This is a genomic window from Cloacibacterium normanense (assembly GCF_002943105.1).
Taxonomy (GTDB): domain Bacteria; phylum Bacteroidota; class Bacteroidia; order Flavobacteriales; family Weeksellaceae; genus Cloacibacterium.
In genome coordinates this window covers 331117-353262 of sequence record NZ_PTPZ01000001.1, presented here as the reverse complement: position 1 = coordinate 353262, position 22146 = coordinate 331117, and the positions used below count along the sequence as shown (strand labels likewise).

The following is a 22146-nucleotide window of genomic DNA, read 5'->3' as shown; positions in this document are numbered from 1 at the left end:
GGTAATTTTCGATATTTCAATTTAAACATTCTCCAGTTATAGAAAGGGAATGGGAAATTATTTCTGGTGGATTTCCAAAAAGAGGTAAATTATTTTGTTGCCATTTCACCAAACCACCTTCTAAATAGTAAATCTGGTTAAAGTCTCTGTCTTCCAAGTATTTGGCAACACTTTTACTTCTGACACTGTTGTTACAAACCAAAACGATTTTTTTATCAGCATCAAAATGTGACCATAACTCTTCTATCTCGCTGAAGGGAATATTTTCTACGATAGGAAGATTCATTTTATACAATTCAAATTCATAGCGTTCTCTGACGTCTACCAACTGAATGGTATCGTTTATCATCGTTTGAAAGGTATTAGGACAAATGCTTTTCATGGAAATTCTCAATTTATTGGGTTAAAAAAGACTCTGTTGATCTTTATTAAATGCAAAATTGAATTTTTCTGAAAAACCGCTTTGTAACAAGTGTTACAGAAATTAAAAGAATTGATGCTATCTATTTAAAACCGAAGTTTTAATTGAAAAAACATAAATAATTAGAATAGAATAGCGCCTTCTAATTCTAGTAGTTTTTGTTTTCGCCAAATTCCACCGCCATAACCTGTAAGATTTCCATCGCTGCCAATCACTCTGTGACAAGGAACCAAGATGGATATTTTATTCATTCCATTGGCATTTGCCACTGCTCTTACTTTTTTGCTATCTCCCAAAATTTCAGATTGTTGGGCATAGCTCCATGTTTCACCGTAGGGAATTTTCATCAACACTTCCCAAACTGATTTCTGAAAATCTGAACCTACAAAATGAAGTGGAACAGTAAATTCTTTTCTTTTTCCTTCAAAATATTCGGTAATTTGTTCTTCTAAAATTTTAAAATAAGGATTCTCTCCTTGAATAATATTGGCATTTAAGGATTTAGAGAGGTGTTTTAATTCGGTTTCCAGCATTTTTCTGTCTGTAAATTCTAGCATACAAATTCCTTCATCCGTTGCAGCAGCATACATGGTTCCGAGTGGCGTTTCGATGCGTTTTAAATCAATTACTTTCTGATTTTTAGAATTTTTAGGAGACACTCCGAAAACATTTTTAAAACTTTCGGTAAAACCACTTAAACTTTCGTAGCCACTTTCCAGAGCGGTTTCTGTTACGGTTTCGCCTTGTTGTATTTTCTTAAATGCAGAATTAATTCTGAACATTCTTTGATACGCCTGAAACGTGATTCCGTGATTTTTCAGAAACCAACGTCTCATGGTTGCAGGTTCTATTCCGCGTTTTACCAAGTCGTAATCTTTGAACTTCAAAGAAGGATTTTCTGCTAATTCTGTGATGATTTCCTGAATATATTTCGGGGTTTCGTTCAGTTTTTCTAATGGTTTACAAACCTTACAAGGGCGATATCCTTTTAGAATCGCATCTTTCGTATTGCTGAAAAATTCTACGTTTTCGGGTTTTGGTTTTCGGGCAGTGCATGTTGGTCTACAGAAAATTCCTGTAGTTTTTACGCCCATCCAAAAAACGCCTTCAAAACTTGCATCTTTATTGAAAGAAGCATTATACATGATATCGTTAGGTAAGTTCATAAATGATGATTGATATATAATGATTGAAAAAAGATATGATAAACTTTGTCAAAGATTTTAAAACTTTGACAAAGTAATGCAAATGTAAATTTTTAGGAATGGATGATACAACCGAAAAATGAACAAGTATTTTTGATTTTAGATTTTAGATGTGAGATTTTAGATGTGAAATGTTGGATGGGACTCTTCGACTACCGCTCAGAGTGACAATTATTTAAAATTCTGTTGTTTTTGCGCGAGGGCGAAGTGTATTGTTGGAGCTCTTTTTAAATTTTTAGAAAAAAATTAAAAAAGCGACTACACGAAGACCGACCTTTTTTCGGCGGATGAAAAAACGCTTTTAGAAAAATTTCTAAAAGCGTTTTTAGCGTTGGCAAAAAAAGGACGCGCCCAAAAATTACTTTTTCGGTTCGTTTTTCTTTTTGATATCGCTTTCTATTTTTTTAATGGCTTTTAAATTATCAATAATCTGTAGCGTTTCTTCTACATTCAGAATTTCTACCGGAACATCTGCTCTGGTTTTGTCCCACTCGAAAACTAAATTCAGTTTTTCGTCTGTAATGTCTTCGAAATTAATGGTAAAACGCTCCATTTTTTCATTCATCATTTTTACAGGAACGGTAGTGGTTGCTACATCGTCTTTTGCATCATAGGTATAAGCTCCCCAATTGTTAACCCCTCTATTTAAAATGATTTTCCATTCTTTTTCTTGAGGAACTACATACAATGCATAGGTTCCTTTTTTCACTTTTTGACCGCCAAAAAGCACTTCTTGACCAAAAGTAATTTTGGTGGCTTCATTGGCTCCAGCTCTCCATACTTGACCGAAAGGAACCAATTCTCCGAAGATTTTTCTTCCTTTTACCGCAGGTCTACCATATTCTATAGAGATTTTGGTCACCGAAAATTGCTGTTCTACGGTTTGTCTTGGACTAACTGCTGGAATGTTATATTGTTGAGCAAAAGCGTGTACACTTACTGCCAATGCTAAAGAAAATATCAGTTTTTTCATATTTTTTATTTTTAATTTTTGATAAAGATAAAAAAAATCCTTCAAGACAAAAAAAATCCTTCAAAGTTTTAAAACCTTGAAGGATTGGTATTTCTAGAGAAAATTTTTACATTTTTTCCATTTTGAAAGTCATGCTTTCGATAACTTTGAGCATTGCTTCTACAGTATCCATACTGGTAAGACAAGGAACGCCATTTTCTACCGAAGTTCTACGGATTAAGAACCCGTCATTCATCGATTGTTTTCCTTTCGTAGTGGTATTCACTACATATTGTACTTTTCCTTTTTGGATTAAACTGATTAAGTTCTCTGTTTCTTCTTCTATTTTATATCCAATTTTGGTTGGAATATTAAGTTCGTTAAAATATCTAGAAGTTCCTCTGGTTGCCCAAATTTTGAAACCGATATCGTAGAATCTTTTTGCTAATTTTGCGGCTTCTGGTTTATTTACATCATCTATGGTGAATAAGATAGAACCGTGTAAAGGCACTTTTCTACCTGCACCGATTAAACCTTTGTACAAGGCTTTTTCTAGCGTAGAATCTTTGCCCATTACTTCTCCTGTAGATTTCATTTCTGGCCCCAGTGTTACATCTACTCTTGTTAATTTACTGAATGAGAAGACTGGTACTTTTACAAAAATTCCTTCTTTATTTGGAACCAATCCATCTTGATAGCCTAAATCTTTCAGATTTGCTCCGAGAATTGCTTTGGTCGCCAAATTCGCCATCGGAACTTCTGTGATTTTTGACAAGAAAGGAACGGTTCTTGATGAACGAGGATTTACCTCAATCACATAGACATTTCCATCAGAAATTACATACTGAATATTCATTAAACCTACTACTTTCAAACCTTTTGCTAAACGTTTGGTATAATCTTCCAATGTTGCAATCTGGTCTGGAGTAAGCGTTTGTGGAGGATATACTGCAATAGAATCTCCTGAGTGAACTCCCGCTCTTTCGATATGTTCCATAATTCCTGGAATTACGGTGGTTTCGCCATCGCAAATCGCGTCTACTTCTACTTCTTTTCCGGTGAGGTAACGGTCTACTAAAACAGGGTGTTCTGGACTTGCATCTACCGCATGTTCCATGTAATGGTCTAATTCTGCATCGTTGTATACTATTTCCATCGCTCTTCCTCCCAGAACGTAACTTGGTCTCACCAATACTGGGAATCCGATTTCATTGGCAATTTTAATTGCTTCTTCTTTAGAGAAACACGTTTTACCCAATGGTTGTGGAATGCCTAATTCTTGAAGTGCATGTTCGAATTTATCTCTGTTTTCGGCTCTGTCTAAATCTTCTAGAGAAGTCCCCAGAATTTCTACACCATGAGCTGCTAATTTATCTGCAAGGTTGATCGCGGTTTGTCCACCAAATTGTACAATCACTCCTTTTGGTTTTTCGAGTTCTATGATGTTCATTACATCTTCCTCTGTTAGAGGCTCGAAATATAGCTTATCCGAAATCGAGAAATCTGTAGAAACGGTTTCTGGATTGTTATTGATGATAATCGCTTCGTAACCCATTTGTTTGATTGCCCAAACTGAATGAACAGTAGCGTAATCAAATTCTACCCCTTGACCAATTCTGATAGGACCAGAACCTAAAACGATGATTTTTTCTTTAACCGAAGGGATGCTCTCGTTTTCTTCTTCATACGTTCCGTAGAAATAAGGGGTTTCAGATTCAAATTCTGCAGCACAAGTATCTACCATTTTATAAACTGGCATCACTCCGTTTTCTTTTCTGAACTTGAAGATTTCTCTGTGGTCTGTTTCCCAAAGATGTGCGATATTAATGTCTGAGAAGCCTAATCTTTTCGCTTCCAGTAATATTTCTTTGTTGAATTTATTTTCCGCAATGGTTTTTTCAAAATCAATCAGTTTTTTGAATTTCCAAACGAAGAATTTATCTATTTTACTCCATTCTACGATGGTTTCCCAATCATAACCTCTTCTTAAAGCTTCGCCTATGATGAATAATCTTTCGTCATCACACACTCTAATTCTGCGTTCGATATCTTCGTCTGTTAAGGCAAGTGCAGGTTTGGTTTTTAATCCTAAATGTTGCAATCCCGTTTCTAAAGAACGAATAGCTTTCATTAATGATTCTTCAAAACTTCTACCAATCGCCATTACTTCACCCGTTGCTTTCATTTGGGTAGAAAGTCTTCTGTCAGCCGTTTCGAATTTATCAAATGGGAATCTAGGAATTTTAGTTACCACATAATCCAGAGCAGGCTCGAAACAAGCATAAGTTTTTCCTGTAACTGGATTAAGCATTTCGTCTAAAGTAAGTCCCACTGCAATTTTAGCAGCTAATTTCGCAATAGGATAACCTGTTGCTTTACTTGCTAAAGCCGAACTTCTAGAAACTCTAGGATTTACTTCGATAATATAATAGTTGAAAGAATGAGGGTCTAAAGCCAACTGTACGTTACAGCCTCCTTCTATTCCGAGAGCTCTAATAATTTTAAGTGAAGCATTTCTGAGCATCTGATATTCTCTGTCAGAAAGCGTTTGCGAAGGCGCAACTACGATAGAATCTCCAGTATGAACACCTACTGGATCTATGTTTTCCATATTACAAACCACGATAGCGTTATCGTTTTTGTCGCGCATTACTTCGTATTCTATTTCTTTAAACCCAGCAATTGATTTTTCAATTAAACATTGAGTCACTGGAGAATATTTCAGTCCAAGTTCTGCAATTTCTGTCAGTTGGTATTCATCATGAGCGATTCCACCACCTGTTCCACCCATGGTAAAAGCAGGACGAACAATTAATGGATAACCAATTTTTTCTGCAAAAGCTAATGCGCCTTCTACTGTATTTACAATATCAGAATCTGGAACCGGCTCGTTTAATTCTCTCATTAATTCACGGAACAAATCTCTGTCTTCTGCTCTATTGATGGCAGAAAGTTTAGTCCCAAGAACTTCTACTCCACATTCTTCTAAAATTCCAGAATTCTGTAATTCTACCGCCATGTTCAATCCAGTTTGTCCACCCAAAGTTGGCAAAAGCGCATCTGGACGTTCTTTTCTGATGATATGACTTACAAATGGAAGAGAAATAGGCTCTATATACACTTTGTCTGCAATTTCTACATCGGTCATGATGGTTGCAGGATTAGAATTGATGAGGATTACTCTGTACCCTTCTTCTTTTAATGCAAGGCAAGCCTGAGTTCCTGCATAGTCAAATTCTGCAGCTTGCCCGATGATAATTGGACCGCTTCCTATTACTAAAATGGTTTTAATATCTGTTCTTTTCATTTTTTCTTTTTACAAATTTTTAGTAATTAGTTCTTAATTTTAAACTCTTCCATCATTTCTACAAATTCATCAAAAAGATAATTCGCATCTTCTGGACCTGGACTTGCTTCTGGGTGATATTGTACTGAAAAACATGGATATTTTTTATGACGAACTCCTTCGTTTGTTTTATCATTCAGAGCGATGTGTGTTACTTCTAAATCGGTGCTTTCTAGAGATTCTTCGTCTATTGCATAACCGTGATTCTGAGAAGTAATCGCTACTTTTCCTGTTTTTAAATCTAGAACTGGGTGATTTCCACCTCTGTGACCGAATTTTAATTTATAGGTTTTTGCTCCACAAGCCAAACCAATTAACTGGTGACCTAAACAAATTCCGAAGATTGGAACTTTCCCAAGTAAACCATTAATTAATTCTGAAGCACCTTTTACATCTTGTGGATCACCAGGACCGTTAGAAAGCATTACTCCATCTGGATTCATTAACAGAATCTCATCTGCAGTTGTATCTTGAGATACCACGATGATGTCGCAATCTCTCTGCGAAAGTTCTCTGATGATGCCTAATTTAGAACCAAAGTCCACTAAAACCACTTTGAAACCTCTTCCCGGACTTGCATAAGGCGTTTTGGTAGAAACTTGCTCTACTTGATTGGTTGGGAAATTTTTAGTTTTCAGTTCAGCAATTACTGCTGTTTCATTTGCATTTTCATCTACAATTTTTCCTTTTAAAACCCCGTGATTTCTGATAATTCTAGTCAGTTTTCTGGTATCAATCCCTGAAATTCCTGATAGCTTTTTTTTGGCAAAAAATTCATCTAGAGACAATTGACTTCTGAAATTAGAAGGAAAATCACATAATTCCCTCACGATTAAGCCTTTAATTGCGGGCTCAATACTTTCGAAATCATCTCTATTAATTCCGTAATTACCAATTAATGGATAAGTCATGGTTACAATCTGACCGCAATATGAAGGGTCTGAAATGAGTTCTTGATAACCAGTCATTCCAGTATTGAACACCACTTCTCCTTCAGTATCGGTATTTGCACCAAAACCTTGTCCGTGAAAAACTTCACCTGATTCTAAAATTAATTTCTTTTTCATTCCTTTTTAATAGATTTCCAGAGCAGTATTACTCTGACTTTTCACTTTTATCTGTATTAATTTATTCAAATTCAAAACCTCTTTCTTCTAACACTTTTTTCAAGATGGCCATTCTTGCAAATACTCCATTTTGCATTTGTTTAAAGATTCTAGAACGTTCACATTCTACCAAATCATTGTCTATTTCTACCCCTCTATTGATTGGAGCGGGATGCATGATGATGGCATTTGGTTTCATTTTTTGCTCACGCTCTTTGGTAAGACCATATTTTTTGAGATAATCTTGAGGCGTCAATTTCATTTTTTCATCATGTCTTTCGTGCTGAATTCTTAATAAAATGAGCACATCTACATCAGTAATCATTGCATCTAAATCTCTGTAGGTTCCATTCATTATACTTCCTTCGTCAAACCATTCTCTTGGTCCAGAAAAATATACTTTCGCACCTAATCTTCTCAGTGTATCTGCATCAGAATTGGCTACTCTACTGTGTTTGATATCTCCTACGATTCCCACTTTCAAATCTTTAAAATCACCAAATTCTTGTTTGATGGTTATTAAATCTAGTAACGCTTGACTTGGGTGATGTCCAATTCCGTCTCCTGCATTTACCACACCCATTTTCACACCTTTCAATTCATCATAAAATCTGGTTTTTTGGTGTCTGATTACGGAAAGGTTTATCCCAATTGATTCCAGCGTTTTAATCGTATCTAAAAGACTTTCGCCTTTATTGATAGAACTTTTTGACTCATCAAAATGCACTACGTGCAATCCTAATTTTTTCTCAGCCACCTCAAAACTTATTTTCGTTCTGGTGCTGTCTTCAAAGAAAAGATTCGCTACAAAAATGTCTGATTTGGCCTTTACTGTTTTGCCGTTTGCGAATTCTAGCGCTTGATTTAATAATTTTTCAACGCTTTCAAGTGACAATCTGGATAATTTAATCATGATTTTCTGGTTTTTAAGCAAAAAAAACGAAGCCCCAACAGCTTCGTTTTCAATAAATAAAAATATTTTGTCCGTCGGATTGAAGTCCGATATTTATGTTCAATAAAAAATTTATCGTTTTCATTGGTTGCAAATATACATATTAACTTTTTGCCTTCAAAATTTTTAGAAAAAATTAATTTTATTTAACATTATTATTGCAAAATAAGTATATCTTTGCTAAAAATGTATATATGAAAATAAATTGTTGCCCGAAATGCGAAAACTCCGAAATCGTAAAAAGTGGCATTGTTAAAGGAAAACAGCGCTATTTTTGTAGAGACTGCAATTACTATTTCACCGTCAATAAAATTGGCAAAAAGATAGATGATTACTATGTAACGAAAGCTTTACAACTCTATTTAGAAGGCCTCAGTTTACGAGAAATAGAGCGTATTCTGGGTATTTCTCATGTCACCATCAGTTCCTGGATTAAGGAATACAATATAAAAAAACCTCCACATTCTGATTTCCATGCTACTTATAAGGTTTTCAAACAAATAGAACTGGCAGAATACATCAGAAATGAAGAAAATCTCAAAGGTTCTGGGCTCATCATTACCGAATTCGGAGATAAGTTTATGATGATAAAATGGGAACGTTTTAAAAAGTAACTATACTTATTTACAAAAATATATACAAAATTTTTATAGAGTTTTTTTTATTATCAGTTTAGCGATGTTAAAATCACAAAAAACTGTTTAATATTATGAAGAAAACTCAATTAATCTTCGCTGGTATTGCTAGTTTATTATTTAGCAATGCTTTATTCTCTCAAGAGAAACCAAAAGAATGGGATGTAAGTCTCTATGGTTTTGCAAGAGCAGATTATATTTTCGATTCGAGACAGTCTGCACAAGTGAGAGAATACCATCTCAACCTTTATCCTTTAGACAAAAAATTAGATGCAAATGGTGATGATATTAATGCTACTGGTGCCAGTAATTTTTTATCAGTAGTTTCTCGATTGGGTGTAAATTTTAAAGGTCCCAATGTTTGGGGCGCAAAAGCGAGTGGAAAATTAGAAGGCGACTTCTTTGGAAACACTCAAGAAAGCATTGGTCTTTTCAGATTAAGACATGCTTATGCACAATTGGCTTGGGAAAAATCTTCCCTTACTTTAGGACAGACTTGGTACCCTTCTTTTGTTCCTGAAGTTTTCCCGGGAGTTGCCAATTTCAGCACGGGAATTATGTTTAATCCTTTTGGCTGGGTGGGTCAAATTCGATTCAGACAAAGTTTAACCTCAAATCTTTCTTTAGATTTAGTCGCTTACAAAGACCGAGAGTTTCAAGCTCCTGTAGTTTCTGGAAACGCTAATAACTCTCCTACTTTTAATTCTACTACTCCTACTTTACACGCACAATTGCAATACAAAACCAAAAATGTGATTGCAGGTGTAGGTGCAGAATATCAATCTTTAAAACCTGTGATTACCAGTGGTGGATTGGCTTCTGATGAAAAACTCAATTCTACCATGCTCATGGGATATTTTAAATATTCTAATGAAAATGTAGTTGCAAAATTCTATGGAATTTCTGGTGGAAATTTGCATCATTTGGTGATGCTTGGTGGTTATGCTTCTTATGCTGAAACTAACGGAATAGATTCTTACAAACCTACTAAAACCTCAGCTTTTTGGGTAGACATTGCGAGTAATAAACCGAATGTAGCCCCTGGAGTTTTCTTTGGATACACGAAAAACAGTGGTTTAGAAGATGCTAATTACAAATCACTTTATGTAAGAGGTGTTTCTGGAACCAGAGTGGTAGATAATGTTTGGAGAGCTTCAGCTAGAGTAGATTTCAAGCAAAATAAATTTAAAATTTCGCCAGAATTAGAATACACTGCCGCAACTTGGGGCGATTTAAAAACCGATGCAACTTCTGGAAACAATGAAACCAATGTAGGAAATTTCCGCGCATTGGTAAGTGCTTCTTATTCTTTCTAAAAAAATTTATCAATAAATTATTAACAAAACTAAAAAAATAAACACATGAGTCATCAATTTAACACACAAGCAGAGCATGATGCTTACGTAGATGAACGTAAAAAATCTTCAACTCTTTGGAGTATTATCATGGCGTCTTCTCTGGGAACGCTTATCGAATGGTATGATTTCTATATTTTCGGGAGTTTAGCTGTAGTTTTATCTACTAAATTTTTCCCAGCAGATAATCCTACTGCAGCATTTTTATCTACACTAGCCACTTTTGCAGCTGGATTCGTAGTAAGACCTTTCGGAGCTTTATTTTTCGGAAGATTAGGGGATATTATTGGTAGAAAGTATACTTTCTTGGTTACTTTATTAATCATGGGATTCTCTACTTTCTTAATCGGGTGTATCCCAAGTTATGAAACCATCGGTTTTATGGCTCCAGTTTTAGTATTAATTCTTCGTTTATTACAAGGTTTAGCACTTGGTGGTGAATACGGAGGTGCTGCAACTTATGTAGCAGAATATGCAGAGCATAACAGACGTGGTTACTGGACTTCTTGGATTCAGACCACTGCCACTTCTGGTTTATTCATTTCACTTATCGTGATTTTGGTGACTAAAAGTTCATTAACTGCAGAAGAATTTGACAATTGGGGATGGAGAGTTCCTTTCTGGATTTCTATTTTAATGGTGGGCGTTTCTTATATCATTAGAAAAAACATGAAAGAATCTCCACTTTTTGCAAAAGCTAAAAAAGAAGGAAAAACTTCTACCAATCCATTAAAAGAATCTTTCGGGAATAAATACAACTTTAAATATGTATTGTTAGCATTATTCGGTGCTGTAATGGGACAAGGTGTAGTTTGGTACACTGGTCAGTTCTACGCGATGTCTTTCATGCAAAAAGTAATGAATATAGAATCTGCACAAGTAGACTCATTGATGGCAGCCGCATTATTTATCGGAACTCCATTATTCGTATTATTCGGTTGGTTATCTGATAAAGTAGGAAGAAAACCAATTATGATGCTTGGTCTTTTATTGGCAATTTTCGCATACAGACCTATTTATAACCAAATGTTTAAACTAGGTGATTTTTCTCAAAAACAAGAATTAAAAGACAAATTCACTTCTGAAGCAACTGCTAAAGTTCTAGAAGGAACTAAAGTAGACTCTATTTACACTACTCAAAAATTCTATGCAGACGGAAGCAATGTAAAAGAAGTAGTGACTAAACATCTAGAAAACGGAAAAGTTTTACTAGACGAAAAAGGAAAAGATAAAGTAGAAACTAAAATCACGAAAACAATAGACAGTACTACCAAATGGACACTTGCTTTCTGGGTTTTCTTACAAGTTGTTTTCGTAACGATGGTTTATGGACCTATTGCTGCTTTCTTAGTAGAAATGTTCCCTATCAGAATTAGATATACTTCTATGTCGCTTCCTTATCACATTGGTAATGGTATCTTCGGAGGTTTATTGCCTGCAGTAGCTACTTATTTGGTAACCTCGGCTAAAGACGCCGGAAATCCAGAATATTACTTACAAGGTCTTTGGTATCCAATCATCGTAGCAGCGGTGAGTTTAATCATTGGGGTAATTTATCTAGACGGAAAAGATAGAAATGTAGAGGATTAATGATGGATGAGAGATGATGGATGCAGGAAGTTACACAAAAAAAACAGCACCCTGCATCTAACTTCTATCACCCAACAAAATTTTAAAAATTTTTACTAACTTTAAAAAACAAAAAAATGGACGCAATAAAAAAAATATTAGGTATCGTTTGGCTAGCTCTAGCAGCAGTGGTAGCTTACCTTGGATTGACTGTTCTAGGAATTCCAAAAATAACTTCGGGTAAACAAGAAGACTTGGTTTTCGGGAGCATCATCGTTTTTATTTTAATGCCTATTGTGGTAGGTGGATTAGCAACTTTCGGTTTATATGCTCTGAAAGGCGAATATTCTGCCGATAAAAAATAATTTTTGGTATCAGATAAAGAGATTTCAGCTTTTTCAGTCATTGGAAAACTGAAATCTCAATTCTGATTTTTAGATAACCCTTCTGAAAAATGAAAAAAAGACACGAGCAAAAATTGGTGATTCTAAGTATGGTGCTTTTTGTATTGTTCAATGCACCTATTTTGCTTTTGTTCAATCAGGTAAAAGCCTATTTTGGGCTTCCGTTTATTTACATTTACATTTTCGGAATTTGGTTCGCTTCAAGTATCATTTCTTTTGTAATATTTAAAAAATTTGATGAATAATTTTCAGTTATTTGCCATCATCATGCTTTATTTAGCACTTTTGTTCTTCATTGCTTACTGGGCAGAGAAGAAGAAGAGTAATTTTTGGGCGAATAATCCTTATATTTATTCCCTTTCATTAGCGGTATATTGCACCGCTTGGACGTATTACGGAAGTATTGGTGTTGCTGCTAATCAAGGTTTAGAATATTTGGCAATTTACATCGGTCCTATTATTATTATTCCCGCTTGGATTGTCATCAATAATAAAATCATTAGAATTTCTAGAGTCAATAAAATCAGTTCAATTGCCGATTTTATTTCTTTGAGATACGGAAACAGTAGATCTTTTGGCGCACTGATTTCCATCGTTTGTATTCTCGCGATTATTCCATATATCGGAATCCAAATTAAAGCGATTTCTGATACTTTTCATCAGATTACCCTTTCTGAAAACTCGGACAATGTTTTTACCGATACTGCGACTTATGTGGTGATTCTTATTGCTATTTTTTCATCTTATTACGGAACGAGGTATGTAGATGCTTCAGAAAAAAGATTGGGAATTATTTCTGCAGTAGCTGTAGAAAGTTTCTTAAAATTGATATTCTTTGTAGTCCTCGGTTTATTTGTAACATATGGAGTTTTCAATGGTTTTGAAGACATCTATCAACAGGCTCAAAAATTTGAGGATTTTGCTGCTAAAAACACTTTTAATGGATTAGAAGGAAGCATTAATTTCGCAATTACGTCTCTCCTTTCTATGTCTGCCATTTTTCTATTGCCAAGACAATTCCACACCACAATTGTAGAAAACAGAAAGGAAAAACACTTGAAAACAGCCATTTGGTTGTTTCCGCTTTACCTTTTGATTTTTAATTTTTTTGTATTCCCAATTGCATGGGGCGGAAGAATTCTCTTTGAAGGTCAAAATGTAAATCCAGAGCTTTTCCCTATTCTTATTCCTCAAAAATTTGGAAATATATTGGTTTCTGTGATGGTATTTTTAGGTGGATTAAGTGCCAGTGTTTCTATGATTATCATTTCGAGTATTACGCTTTCTGTCATGCTTTCGAACAATGTCATTATTCCTTACGGTTGGATTGATACTTTCAAGAAAAATCCAGAAAATTTCAATACGAAGAATATTGTGAGCATCAGAAAAGTAAGCATTTTCATGTTGATTATTTCTGCGTTTTTATTCTACAAATACCTCATCATCAAATCCAGTTTATTCTCTGTAGGTTTGGTTTCATTTGTACTCATTGCTCAATTAGCACCTTCATTTTTTGGGGCTATCTTTTGGAGAAGAGGCAGTTATTATGGTGCTGTAACAGGAATTATCGCGGGAGTTATTATTTGTTATGTGAATTTGATTATTCCACAATATATCCAGACCATTAACCCTGAATTTTCATTAGAAAATTATAGAATTCTTGATTTTTTTAGAATTCCTTATCTGTCTACCCTTGCTCAAGTTTTTTTCTGGAGCATTTTAGTCAATTCTTTCCTTTTTGCAGTGATTTCAGTAAGTGTAAAAGGCAATTACAGAGAGCGAAATTTTGCAGAAATTTATATTGATATAGACCAATACATTCAAAATCATGAAGGCGCATACATCTGGAAAGGAAAAGCGAATATTTCTGATATTGAAAAAATTCTGGTAAGATTTTTAGGCGAAAAAAAAACCAAACAAGCGCTGAAAATCTTTAATATGAAATACAATATTACAGATGAAACCGATACTGCTGACTCACGTTTGATTAAGTTTTCGGAAAACCTTTTGGCGGGAAGAATCGGTACTGCTTCTGCCAAAATTTTGGTGGAAGGCGTCACCAAAGAAGATAAAATTTCTTTGCCAGAAGTACTCAATATTTTAGAAGAATCTAAAGAAAACATCACCCTCAATAGAAAACTCACCGAACAGTCTAAACAACTCAGAAGACTTTCTGAAGATTTGCAAGTTGCCAACACCAATTTGATTGAAAAAGACAAACAAAAAGATGATTTCCTAGATTCTGTAGCTCATGAACTCAGAACACCTATCACCGCAATTAGAGCTGCCAGCGAAATTCTGTTAGACGATGACGAAATCCCTACCGAAATTAAAAAAGAGTTCTTAGGAAACATCATTTCTGAGTCTGACCGATTGAACGAAATCATCAATGATATTTTGTATTTAGACAAGTTAGAATCAGGAATTATTCAACTTAATATTCAGAAAAATAATATTGTAGAGACTTATCACAAAGCGTTAAAACCTATTCTGCATTTGATTCAACAGAAAAATATTCACCATTCTGAAATTGATTTATTGAACCAAAAAGAATACGAATATGATGAAGCCAGAATGATTCAAGTTTTTCAGAATATTTTAGGAAATGCTTACAAATTCACAGATGAAAGTGGCATGATTCAAACTAAATTTATAGAAAAAGAGGGACAACTGAACATCAGCATTTTCAACACGGGTAAAAAAATCCCTGAAGAAGATATAGAACTGATTTTCGATAAGTTTTATCAATCCAAAAATCAAAACATTAGAAAACCCATAGGAACAGGATTAGGATTAGCCATTTGTAAAAAAATTATTGAAGCGCACAAAGGCGAAATCTCCGCAGAAAATAAAGAAATTGGAGTGGTTTTTAACATTATCTTGAGATTTGAGACATGAGATTTGAGATACTAGATATAAGAATATCAATTATAAAAACATAAAATAACCATGCATCAATTTGAAAAATTAATTTTTTGGCAAAAATCAATTCAACTCGCAAAAAATATATATTTAGCATGTACAGAGATACCCCATGAAGAAAAATTTGGATTAATTTCTCAAATAAAAAGAGCTGCCATTTCTATTCCTTCGAATATTGCAGAAGGCGCTGGTAGAAATAGCAATACCGAGTTCAATCATTTTTTAGGAATCGCAAATGGTTCTTCTTTTGAACTCCAAACACAACTTATTTTAATTAAAGAACTAGAATTAATGAAAGAAGAAAAAGTAAACATTTTATTATCAGAATTAAATGAAATTCAAAAAATGATTTACAGTTTTAAAATAAATTTAAAAATCTAAAATCTGATGTCTAACATCTGAAATCTAAAATAAAAATGAAAAAGATACTTATAGCAGACGACGAACACAAAATCATCATGACCTTAGAATACACCTTCCGAAAAGCAGGTTATGAAGTCTTCATCGCAAGAGATGGCTCGGAAGTTTTAGAATTATTAAAGGAGGAAACACCAGATATTATTTTACTCGATATCATGATGCCCAATGTAGATGGTTACACCACGTTGCAAGAAATAAAAAAACAAGAAAAACTCAATCAATGTAAAGTCATTTTCTTATCTGCAAAAACCAATCCTGCAGACATCGAAAAAGGTTTGAGTCTGGGAGCTGATGCTTATGTTACCAAGCCTTACTCTATCAAGAAACTGGTTCAGCAAGTGGAAGAATTGTTAGCTTAAAATTTAAAAAAAATCTACAAAATATTAATTGTTTCAGTGTAAAATCTGAAATCCAAATCCAAAAAAATCTAAAATTATGAAAGCGCATGAAATGTTCTTGAACAGTATTGAAAACAAGGAACAATTTTGGGCAGAACAAGCCGACCAAATTCATTGGTTCAAAAAACCTCAAACGATTCTTTCTCAAGGAGAAAACAACTATCCTGTATGGTTTGCAGATGGAGAGTTGAACGCATGTTATCTCGCCATAGACAAGCACATAGAAGATGGTTATGGTGACCAAGTTGCCTACATTTATGACTCCCCTGTTACGGATACGAAACAGAAAATTACTTTTAACGAGTTAAAAGAAAATGTATCAAAATTCGCAGGAGGTTTGAAATCGTTAGGGTTAAAAAAAGGTGACAATGCCATTATTTACATGCCTATGATTCCTCAAGCTGCCTATGCAATGCTCGCTTGTGCTAGATTAGGAATCACTCATTCTGTGGTTTTTGGAGGTTTTGCGCCACATGAATTAGCCATTAGAATTGATGATTGTAATCCAAAAGCAATTATTACTGCAAGCGCTGGTGTAGAAGTAAAAAAGAGAATTCCTTATTTGCCTTTCGTGAAAGAAGCTTATGAAATGGCTGCTCATAAACCTGAACATATTGTGGTTTTTGACCGTCAACTTTGGGGAAATAAAGTAGATTGGGAAAACGAACCTCAACTGACCAATTTTCAAGAATTGTTAGAAAAATCAGAACCTGCAGATTGCGTTCCTGTAAAATCTACACATCCACTTTATATTCTTTATACCTCAGGAACTACAGGAAAACCGAAAGGTGTAGTACGTGATACGGGAGGTTATGCCACCGCACTTAAATTTTCCATTGAAAAAATTTATGGAGCAAAACCCGGCGAAGTTTTCTGGGCTGCTTCAGATATTGGTTGGGTAGTTGGTCACAGTTACATTATTTACGGACCGCTCATCAACAGAAATACCTCTATTATTTTCGAAGGAAAACCGATTATGACGCCAGATGCAGGAATTACTTGGAGAATTCTCTCTGAATATAAAGTTTCTGTGATGTTTACCGCTCCTACTGCTATTAGAGCGATTAAAAAAGAAGATCCAGATGGTGAATTCATCAAAAAATACGATTTATCCCATTTCAGAACCCAGTTTTTAGCGGGTGAAAGATGCGATGTAGCCACGTTAGACTGGTACGAAGAAAAAGTAGGCATCACTCCTATTGACCATTGGTGGCAAACAGAATCTGGTTGGCCTATGTTATCACTGATGCGCGGCGTAGAAGACGATGGCGTAAAACGTGCTTCCGCTGGAAAACCAATACCGGGTTATGATATTAAAATCTTTGACGAAGAAGGTTACGAACTAGAAGCACATCACGAAGGTTATTTGGTGATAAAACTACCGCTTCCTCCAGGAGCTTTAATGGGAATTTGGGGAGATTATGAAAGATTCCACTATGGTTATTTAGCAAAATTCCCAGGATATTATTTTTCTGGAGATGGCGCCATCAGAGATGAAGACGGATATATTTTCATCACTGGAAGAGTAGATGACATCATCAATGTAGCAGGACACCGACTTTCGACCGCAGAAATGGAAGAAGCCGTTTCTGGGCACAAAGATGTAGCAGAATGCTGTGTAGTAGGAATAGAAGATGATTTAAAAGGTCAAATTCCTTTCGGATTGGTGGTTTTAAAATCTGGAACTCAAATTTCTGAAACCGAAGTTGAAAAAGAAGTCATAGCATTGGTTAGAGAAAAAATTGGAGCAGTTGCCGCATTAAGAAACATTGTCGTGGTAAAACGACTCCCAAAAACCCGAAGTGGAAAAATTTTGAGAAAGCTCATCAGAACTATGTTAGACGGAAAAGAATTCCAAATTCCTTCTACCATAGATGATGAAGCAATCATTGGTGAACTTCAAGAAAAATTCGAAGAATATAGAAAATAAAGATACTTTCCTTTCACAAGGAATCTAAAAAAATTAAAATTTGATATGAAAAATTATGTAATTCACGATTTGCCTGATTATTTCAAGCAGTACAAAAAATCAATCAAGAATCCTAAAAAATTCTGGGACAAAATTGCAGATGAAAACTTTGTTTGGTATCAGCGCTGGAACAAAGTGGTAAAATTTGACATGGAAGAAGCCAAAATCGAATGGTTTAAAGGGGCAAAACTCAATATTACCAAAAACTGTTTAGACAGACATTTAGCAGAAAGAGGTGATAAAACCGCGATTATCTGGGAACCTAACGATCCAAATGAAGAAGCGCAATACATTTCTTATCGTGAACTTCACGAGAGAGTTTGCAAAATGGCGAATGTTCTTACAGAATTGGGCGTAAAAAAAGGTGACAGAGTTTGTATTTATTTACCGATGATTCCAGAATTGGCGGTTACTATGTTGGCTTGTGCTAAAATGGGTGCAGTACATTCTGTTATTTTCGCTGGATTTTCTGCTTCTGCAGTAACTTCTAGAGTGAATGACTGTGAAGCAAAAATGATTATTACTTCAGACGGAAGTTACAGAGGAAACAAAGCTATTGACCTAAAAGGAATCATCGATGAAGCCGTAGAAAAAACACCTTCTGTAGAAAAAGTATTGGTGGTAAAAAGAACCAACACCGAAGTGAAAATGAAAGAAGGAAGAGATGTTTGGTTAGATGATTATTATCCAAAAGCTTCTGCTGATTTCGTTACAAAAATTATGGATGCAGAAGATCCATTATTCATTCTTTACACTTCTGGTTCTACAGGAAAGCCAAAAGGAATGTTGCACACTACTGCTGGTTACATGGTTTACACCGGTTATACCTTTAAAAATGTTTTCAATTATAAAGAAAATGATATTTATTGGTGTACTGCAGATATTGGTTGGATTACAGGTCATTCTTACATTCTTTACGGACCCCTAACTAACGGAGCAACTACGGTTATTTTTGAAGGCGTTCCTACTTATCCAGAGCCAGACCGTTTCTGGGCTGTGATTGAAAAGCATAAAGTAACGCAATTCTACACCGCTCCTACTGCGATTCGTTCTTTGGCTAAAGAATCTTCTTCTTGGGTTGAAAAACATGATTTATCAAGTCTTAGAGTGATTGGTTCAGTAGGTGAGCCTATTAATGACGAAGCTTGGCATTGGTATAATGACCATGTTGGCAAGAAAAAATGTCCAATAGTAGATACTTGGTGGCAAACCGAAACAGGCGGAATTATGATTTCTCCGCTTCCTTTTGTTACGCCAACTAAGCCAACTTACGCTACCCTTCCACTTCCGGGAATTCAACCGGTTCTAATGGATGAAAAAAGAAATGAAATCACAGGAAATCAAGTAGATGGAAACCTTTGTATCCGTTTTCCTTGGCCGGGAATTGCCAGAACAATTTGGGGCGACCATCAAAGATATAAAGAAACGTATTTCACTGCTTTCCCAGGGAAATATTTCACAGGTGATGGCGCATTAAGAGACGAAACAGGGTATTATAGAATTACAGGTCGTGTAGATGATGTGATCATCGTTTCTGGACATAATTTAGGAACTGCACCTATTGAAGATAGCATCAACTTACACCCTGCTGTTGCAGAATCTGCAATTGTAGGTTTCCCTCATGATATTAAAGGAAATGCATTGTACGGATTTGTCATTCTAAAAGAAACTGGTGAAAGCAGAGACAAAGACCACTTGAGAAAAGAAATCAATATGCTGATTTCTGATACCATCGGTCCAATAGCTAAATTAGATAAAATACAGTTTGTTTCTGGCCTGCCAAAAACACGTTCTGGAAAAATTATGCGTAGAATTTTAAGAAAAATTGCCGAAGGAGATTTCAGCAACTTCGGAGATATTTCTACCCTACTCAATCCAGAAATTGTAGACGAAATAAAAGATGGAAGGATCAACTAATGATTATTGTTAATTTTTGGTCACACGAAAACCTCTCATTTTTGGGAGGTTTTTATTTTCCGTTCAAAATTTTTACATTTGTTCTATGAAAATCGCTTTCCTCGGACCACAAGCTAGTTTTACACAGCTTGCTACTTCACAAATTTTCCCCAATGAAGAACTCTTGCCACAGTCTAATATTTTAGATTGTTTCAAGGCAGTTCAAGATGATTTGGTAGAAAAAGCCGTTGTTCCCCTCGAAAATTCTATCGAAGGAACTGTTTCTATGACGCTGGATTATCTTTATGATTTTGACGGAATTTTTGTAGAAACAGAAGTAGTAATGCCCATTTCTCATCAACTGATGATTCACCCAGATAATACCGAAATTGAGAAAATTTATTCTCATCCTCAAGCTTTGGCGCAATGTTATCATTTTTTGGACAAAGAATATAAAGATGTGATTAAGCAAGAATTCGGTTCTACTGCTGCTGCTGCTAAAAGAGTGGCCGAAAATCCTGAAAAAAAATATGCTGCAATTGCCAATTCTTATGCCGCAAAATTATACGGACTGAAAATCATTCACCAGAATATTCAAGATATTGAACAAAATCACACCAAGTTTATTGTTATTTCTAAAAAGGGAGAAAGACTGAATCTTTCCCAAAATAAAATCACCGAAAAAACCTCTCTTATCATTACTTTGCCAGAAGATCATGCAGGAGGTTTACATCAGGTTCTCTCTGTTTTTGCATGGAGAAAAATGAATTTAACTAAAATTGAAAGCCGAACCCTGAAAACAGGACTAGGAAATTACTTTTTCTTCATTAATGTGGCGAATGAATGGCACCCTGTCTTGTCTAATAATGCATTAGAAGAACTGAAATCTCTCGATACAGAAGTGAAATTTTTAGGTCACTATAACGAATATTTAATAGAAAGTTAAACTATTGATTTTTAGAATATTAAATTTATAAATTATAGAAATTTTCAATCTAAATTTATCTAAAAACACTTTCTAAAATCTTTTAATCGCTGTAATTTTGTTTTGAAAATTCAGCGATTTTTTATTGCTGTTTCATCACGGAAGTTTAACCTTAAAACTTAAAAAAATGTCAACTTTAATGAAAAGAAATCCAATGACAGGGTTAAATAGTTTCTTTGATGATTTTTTTACCAAAGATTTATTTAACTGGAATGAAAAAAACCTTACAGAAATGGGATTTACTATGCCTTCTGTAAACGTGAAAGAAACCGATAACCATTACGAAATTGAAATGGCGGTTCCAGGATTGAAAAAAGAAGATTTTAAAATTAACATCGATCGAAATATTCTCACCATTTCTTCGGAATCTCAAACCGAAAACGAAGAAAGAGATGAGAAGAAAAACTACACCAGAAGAGAATTTAATTATCAATCATTCACCCGTTCATTTACCATGCCTTCTGATATTGTAGATGTAGAACACATCGAAGCAAAATATGACAACGGCATTCTGAAATTGGCGGTTCCTAAAAGAGAAAACGCTAAAAAAGAAGTGAAATCCATAGAAATTAAATAACAAATGAAAACGGTGAGAAAATTTCTCACCGTTTTTTTATTCTTCTAGAAGTGTCTGAATATCTTCTATCAATAATTTTCTGTCTGGCTGGAATTTGCCTTTTAAACTCGCATTTTTCCCTTCTTGATCATCATAATTCAATCCAGAGTAATAAAGAATTGGCATGCCATCTTTTCCAAATCTGCATCTCACATTGCCTTCTTTGTCTACCAAAGCCAGCATTCCGCTGTGATTAAGACTTTCTGATTGGTCATCTTTATCGCCTACATAAATATCAAATTCATTGGCTAAATCACCGATGTAATCTCTATTTCCTGTCAAAAAATGCCAATTGGGATTGGTAACTCCAAGTTTTTTGGCATGTGCTTTTAAAAATTCTGGCGTGTCATTTTCTGGGTCTATAGAAATGGAAATAATTCCAAAATCTTTGCTCTTAATCGCTTTATCTACGAATTTCAGATTGTTATTCATAATCGGGCAAATTGTAGGGCATCTCGCGTAGAAAAACTCTACTACATAGACTTTTCCCAGCATATCTGTATTTGAAATTCTGTGATTATTCTGGTCGATTAATTCAAAATTTGGCGCCTTCATTACCGTATGAAGACTTTTCTTGAAAAAGTAATTTCCTGCGATAAATGCCAGAACAATAGCCACTAAAGCTATCATTTGGTATACCAGCATTTTATTCATTCCAAAACCAGACGCTTTTTTAGGTTTCGTCATGTTCAGAAATTATTTCGCGTATTTTTTTGGATTTTTTTTGAATTCTTCTTTGCAAAGTTTATTGCAGAAACCATAGGTTTTTCCTTTATAAACAGCAGTATCTTTTAAAAACTGTGCTGTTTTCATTCCACAAATTGGGTCTTCTTCGTTCACCACTTTTACGTCTAGTTTTTGGGTAGTTTTTTTATGATCATGAACTTTTTTGGTTTCTGGAGTCTGTTGACAAGAAGATAATATAGAAATTGCTACAAAAGCAACGGTTAATGTATATTTCATTTTTTGATTTTTTTAAGTTAAAATTAATTGAA

At 34.8% G+C, this 22146-nt stretch carries 20 protein-coding genes; 12 read left to right on the top strand and 8 right to left on the bottom strand.

The annotated features are described in order from the left end of the window. Positions 1–16: 16 nt before the first annotated feature. From C3729_RS01615 to C3729_RS01590, 6 genes are all read right to left on the bottom strand, one after another. Complete coding sequence (locus C3729_RS01615; protein ID WP_104792535.1) at positions 17–382, bottom strand: rhodanese-like domain-containing protein; 366 nt, start codon at positions 380–382, stop codon at positions 17–19. A gap of 161 nt (positions 383–543) precedes the next feature. Further along, the gene (locus tag C3729_RS13440) at positions 544–1587 is read right to left on the bottom strand and encodes a bifunctional transcriptional activator/DNA repair enzyme AdaA (RefSeq protein ID WP_104792534.1); all 1044 of its coding nucleotides are present in this window, start codon (positions 1585–1587) and stop codon (positions 544–546) included. A 397-nt stretch (positions 1588–1984) separates the two neighbouring features. Next, on the bottom strand, positions 1985–2599 hold the full coding sequence (locus tag C3729_RS01605; RefSeq protein ID WP_104792533.1) for a DUF2911 domain-containing protein: 615 nt from the start codon (positions 2597–2599) through the stop codon (positions 1985–1987). Between the two features lie 106 nt (positions 2600–2705). After that, complete coding sequence (gene carB / locus C3729_RS01600; protein WP_104792532.1) at positions 2706–5885, bottom strand: carbamoyl-phosphate synthase large subunit; 3180 nt, start codon at positions 5883–5885, stop codon at positions 2706–2708. 26 nt (positions 5886–5911) lie between these two features. Next, entirely contained in the window at positions 5912–6991 is a 1080-nt protein-coding gene (locus tag C3729_RS01595) for a carbamoyl phosphate synthase small subunit (protein WP_104792531.1), read from the bottom strand. Positions 6992–7052: 61 nt separating this feature from the next. Further along, entirely contained in the window at positions 7053–7943 is an 891-nt protein-coding gene (locus C3729_RS01590; RefSeq protein ID WP_104792530.1) for an aspartate carbamoyltransferase catalytic subunit, read from the bottom strand. A 233-nt stretch (positions 7944–8176) separates the two neighbouring features. Here C3729_RS01590 and C3729_RS01585 point away from each other — a divergent pair, with 233 nt between their 5' ends. The 12 genes from C3729_RS01585 (at position 8177) to C3729_RS01530 (ending at position 21112) form a co-directional block, all read left to right on the top strand. Further along, positions 8177–8596 (top strand): helix-turn-helix domain-containing protein, encoded by a 420-nt coding sequence (locus tag C3729_RS01585; RefSeq protein WP_069796548.1) that lies wholly within the window; start codon positions 8177–8179, stop codon positions 8594–8596. Between the two features lie 95 nt (positions 8597–8691). Continuing rightward, a complete protein-coding gene (locus C3729_RS01580; RefSeq protein WP_104792529.1) occupies positions 8692–9933 on the top strand; it encodes a hypothetical protein in 1242 nt (413 codons plus the stop codon). Positions 9934–9978: 45 nt separating this feature from the next. After that, a complete protein-coding gene (locus tag C3729_RS01575; RefSeq protein WP_104792528.1) occupies positions 9979–11562 on the top strand; it encodes an MFS transporter in 1584 nt (527 codons plus the stop codon). 116 nt (positions 11563–11678) lie between these two features. Further along, complete coding sequence (locus C3729_RS01570) at positions 11679–11906, top strand: DUF6814 family protein (RefSeq protein ID WP_104792527.1); 228 nt, start codon at positions 11679–11681, stop codon at positions 11904–11906. 89 nt (positions 11907–11995) lie between these two features. Next, positions 11996–12190: a hypothetical protein gene (locus C3729_RS01565; protein ID WP_104792526.1), complete on the top strand. Its 195-nt coding sequence runs from the start codon at positions 11996–11998 to the stop codon at positions 12188–12190. Further along, positions 12183–14843, top strand: coding sequence for an ATP-binding protein (locus C3729_RS01560; RefSeq protein WP_104792525.1), 2661 nt, complete (start codon positions 12183–12185; stop codon positions 14841–14843). Before C3729_RS01565 ends, C3729_RS01560 begins: the two co-directional genes overlap by 8 nt. Before the next feature lie 51 nt (positions 14844–14894). After that, positions 14895–15248, top strand: a complete 354-nt coding sequence (locus C3729_RS01555; protein ID WP_104792524.1) for a four helix bundle protein — start codon at positions 14895–14897, stop codon at positions 15246–15248. 35 nt (positions 15249–15283) lie between these two features. Then, entirely contained in the window at positions 15284–15646 is a 363-nt protein-coding gene (locus C3729_RS01550; protein ID WP_069796560.1) for a response regulator transcription factor, read from the top strand. Between the two features lie 76 nt (positions 15647–15722). Further along, positions 15723–17615, top strand: coding sequence for an acetate--CoA ligase (locus C3729_RS01545; protein ID WP_104792523.1), 1893 nt, complete (start codon positions 15723–15725; stop codon positions 17613–17615). Between the two features lie 45 nt (positions 17616–17660). After that, positions 17661–19571, top strand: coding sequence for an acetate--CoA ligase (acs, locus tag C3729_RS01540; RefSeq protein WP_104792522.1), 1911 nt, complete (start codon positions 17661–17663; stop codon positions 19569–19571). A gap of 85 nt (positions 19572–19656) precedes the next feature. Further along, positions 19657–20496, top strand: a complete 840-nt coding sequence (gene pheA / locus C3729_RS01535) for a prephenate dehydratase (RefSeq protein WP_104792521.1) — start codon at positions 19657–19659, stop codon at positions 20494–20496. 166 nt (positions 20497–20662) lie between these two features. Then, entirely contained in the window at positions 20663–21112 is a 450-nt protein-coding gene (locus tag C3729_RS01530; RefSeq protein ID WP_104792789.1) for an Hsp20/alpha crystallin family protein, read from the top strand. Positions 21113–21148: 36 nt separating this feature from the next. Here the strand turns inward: C3729_RS01530 and C3729_RS01525 are convergent, their stop codons facing one another. Both C3729_RS01525 and C3729_RS01520 read right to left on the bottom strand, forming a co-directional pair. Then, the gene (locus C3729_RS01525) at positions 21149–21838 is read right to left on the bottom strand and encodes an SCO family protein (protein ID WP_260204303.1); all 690 of its coding nucleotides are present in this window, start codon (positions 21836–21838) and stop codon (positions 21149–21151) included. A gap of 9 nt (positions 21839–21847) precedes the next feature. After that, on the bottom strand, positions 21848–22114 hold the full coding sequence (locus tag C3729_RS01520) for a YHS domain-containing protein (RefSeq protein WP_104792520.1): 267 nt from the start codon (positions 22112–22114) through the stop codon (positions 21848–21850). Between the last annotated feature and the right edge of the window lie 32 nt (positions 22115–22146).

Bases quoted from the DNA above. Each gene is read 5' to 3' on its own strand.
- C3729_RS01615 (WP_104792535.1), bottom strand. From the start codon at position 382: ATGAAAAGCATTTGTCCTAATACCTTTCAAACGATGATAAACGATACC.
- C3729_RS13440 (WP_104792534.1), bottom strand. From the start codon at position 1,587: ATGAACTTACCTAACGATATCATGTATAATGCTTCTTTCAATAAAGAT.
- C3729_RS01605 (WP_104792533.1), bottom strand. From the start codon at position 2,599: ATGAAAAAACTGATATTTTCTTTAGCATTGGCAGTAAGTGTACACGCT.
- carB (WP_104792532.1), bottom strand. From the start codon at position 5,885: ATGAAAAGAACAGATATTAAAACCATTTTAGTAATAGGAAGCGGTCCA.
- C3729_RS01595 (WP_104792531.1), bottom strand. From the start codon at position 6,991: ATGAAAAAGAAATTAATTTTAGAATCAGGTGAAGTTTTTCACGGACAA.
- C3729_RS01590 (WP_104792530.1), bottom strand. From the start codon at position 7,943: ATGATTAAATTATCCAGATTGTCACTTGAAAGCGTTGAAAAATTATTA.
- C3729_RS01585 (WP_069796548.1), top strand. From the start codon at position 8,177: ATGAAAATAAATTGTTGCCCGAAATGCGAAAACTCCGAAATCGTAAAA.
- C3729_RS01580 (WP_104792529.1), top strand. From the start codon at position 8,692: ATGAAGAAAACTCAATTAATCTTCGCTGGTATTGCTAGTTTATTATTT.
- C3729_RS01575 (WP_104792528.1), top strand. From the start codon at position 9,979: ATGAGTCATCAATTTAACACACAAGCAGAGCATGATGCTTACGTAGAT.
- C3729_RS01570 (WP_104792527.1), top strand. From the start codon at position 11,679: ATGGACGCAATAAAAAAAATATTAGGTATCGTTTGGCTAGCTCTAGCA.
- C3729_RS01565 (WP_104792526.1), top strand. From the start codon at position 11,996: ATGAAAAAAAGACACGAGCAAAAATTGGTGATTCTAAGTATGGTGCTT.
- C3729_RS01560 (WP_104792525.1), top strand. From the start codon at position 12,183: ATGAATAATTTTCAGTTATTTGCCATCATCATGCTTTATTTAGCACTT.
- C3729_RS01555 (WP_104792524.1), top strand. From the start codon at position 14,895: ATGCATCAATTTGAAAAATTAATTTTTTGGCAAAAATCAATTCAACTC.
- C3729_RS01550 (WP_069796560.1), top strand. From the start codon at position 15,284: ATGAAAAAGATACTTATAGCAGACGACGAACACAAAATCATCATGACC.
- C3729_RS01545 (WP_104792523.1), top strand. From the start codon at position 15,723: ATGAAAGCGCATGAAATGTTCTTGAACAGTATTGAAAACAAGGAACAA.
- acs (WP_104792522.1), top strand. From the start codon at position 17,661: ATGAAAAATTATGTAATTCACGATTTGCCTGATTATTTCAAGCAGTAC.
- pheA (WP_104792521.1), top strand. From the start codon at position 19,657: ATGAAAATCGCTTTCCTCGGACCACAAGCTAGTTTTACACAGCTTGCT.
- C3729_RS01530 (WP_104792789.1), top strand. From the start codon at position 20,663: ATGTCAACTTTAATGAAAAGAAATCCAATGACAGGGTTAAATAGTTTC.
- C3729_RS01525 (WP_260204303.1), bottom strand. From the start codon at position 21,838: ATGACGAAACCTAAAAAAGCGTCTGGTTTTGGAATGAATAAAATGCTG.
- C3729_RS01520 (WP_104792520.1), bottom strand. From the start codon at position 22,114: ATGAAATATACATTAACCGTTGCTTTTGTAGCAATTTCTATATTATCT.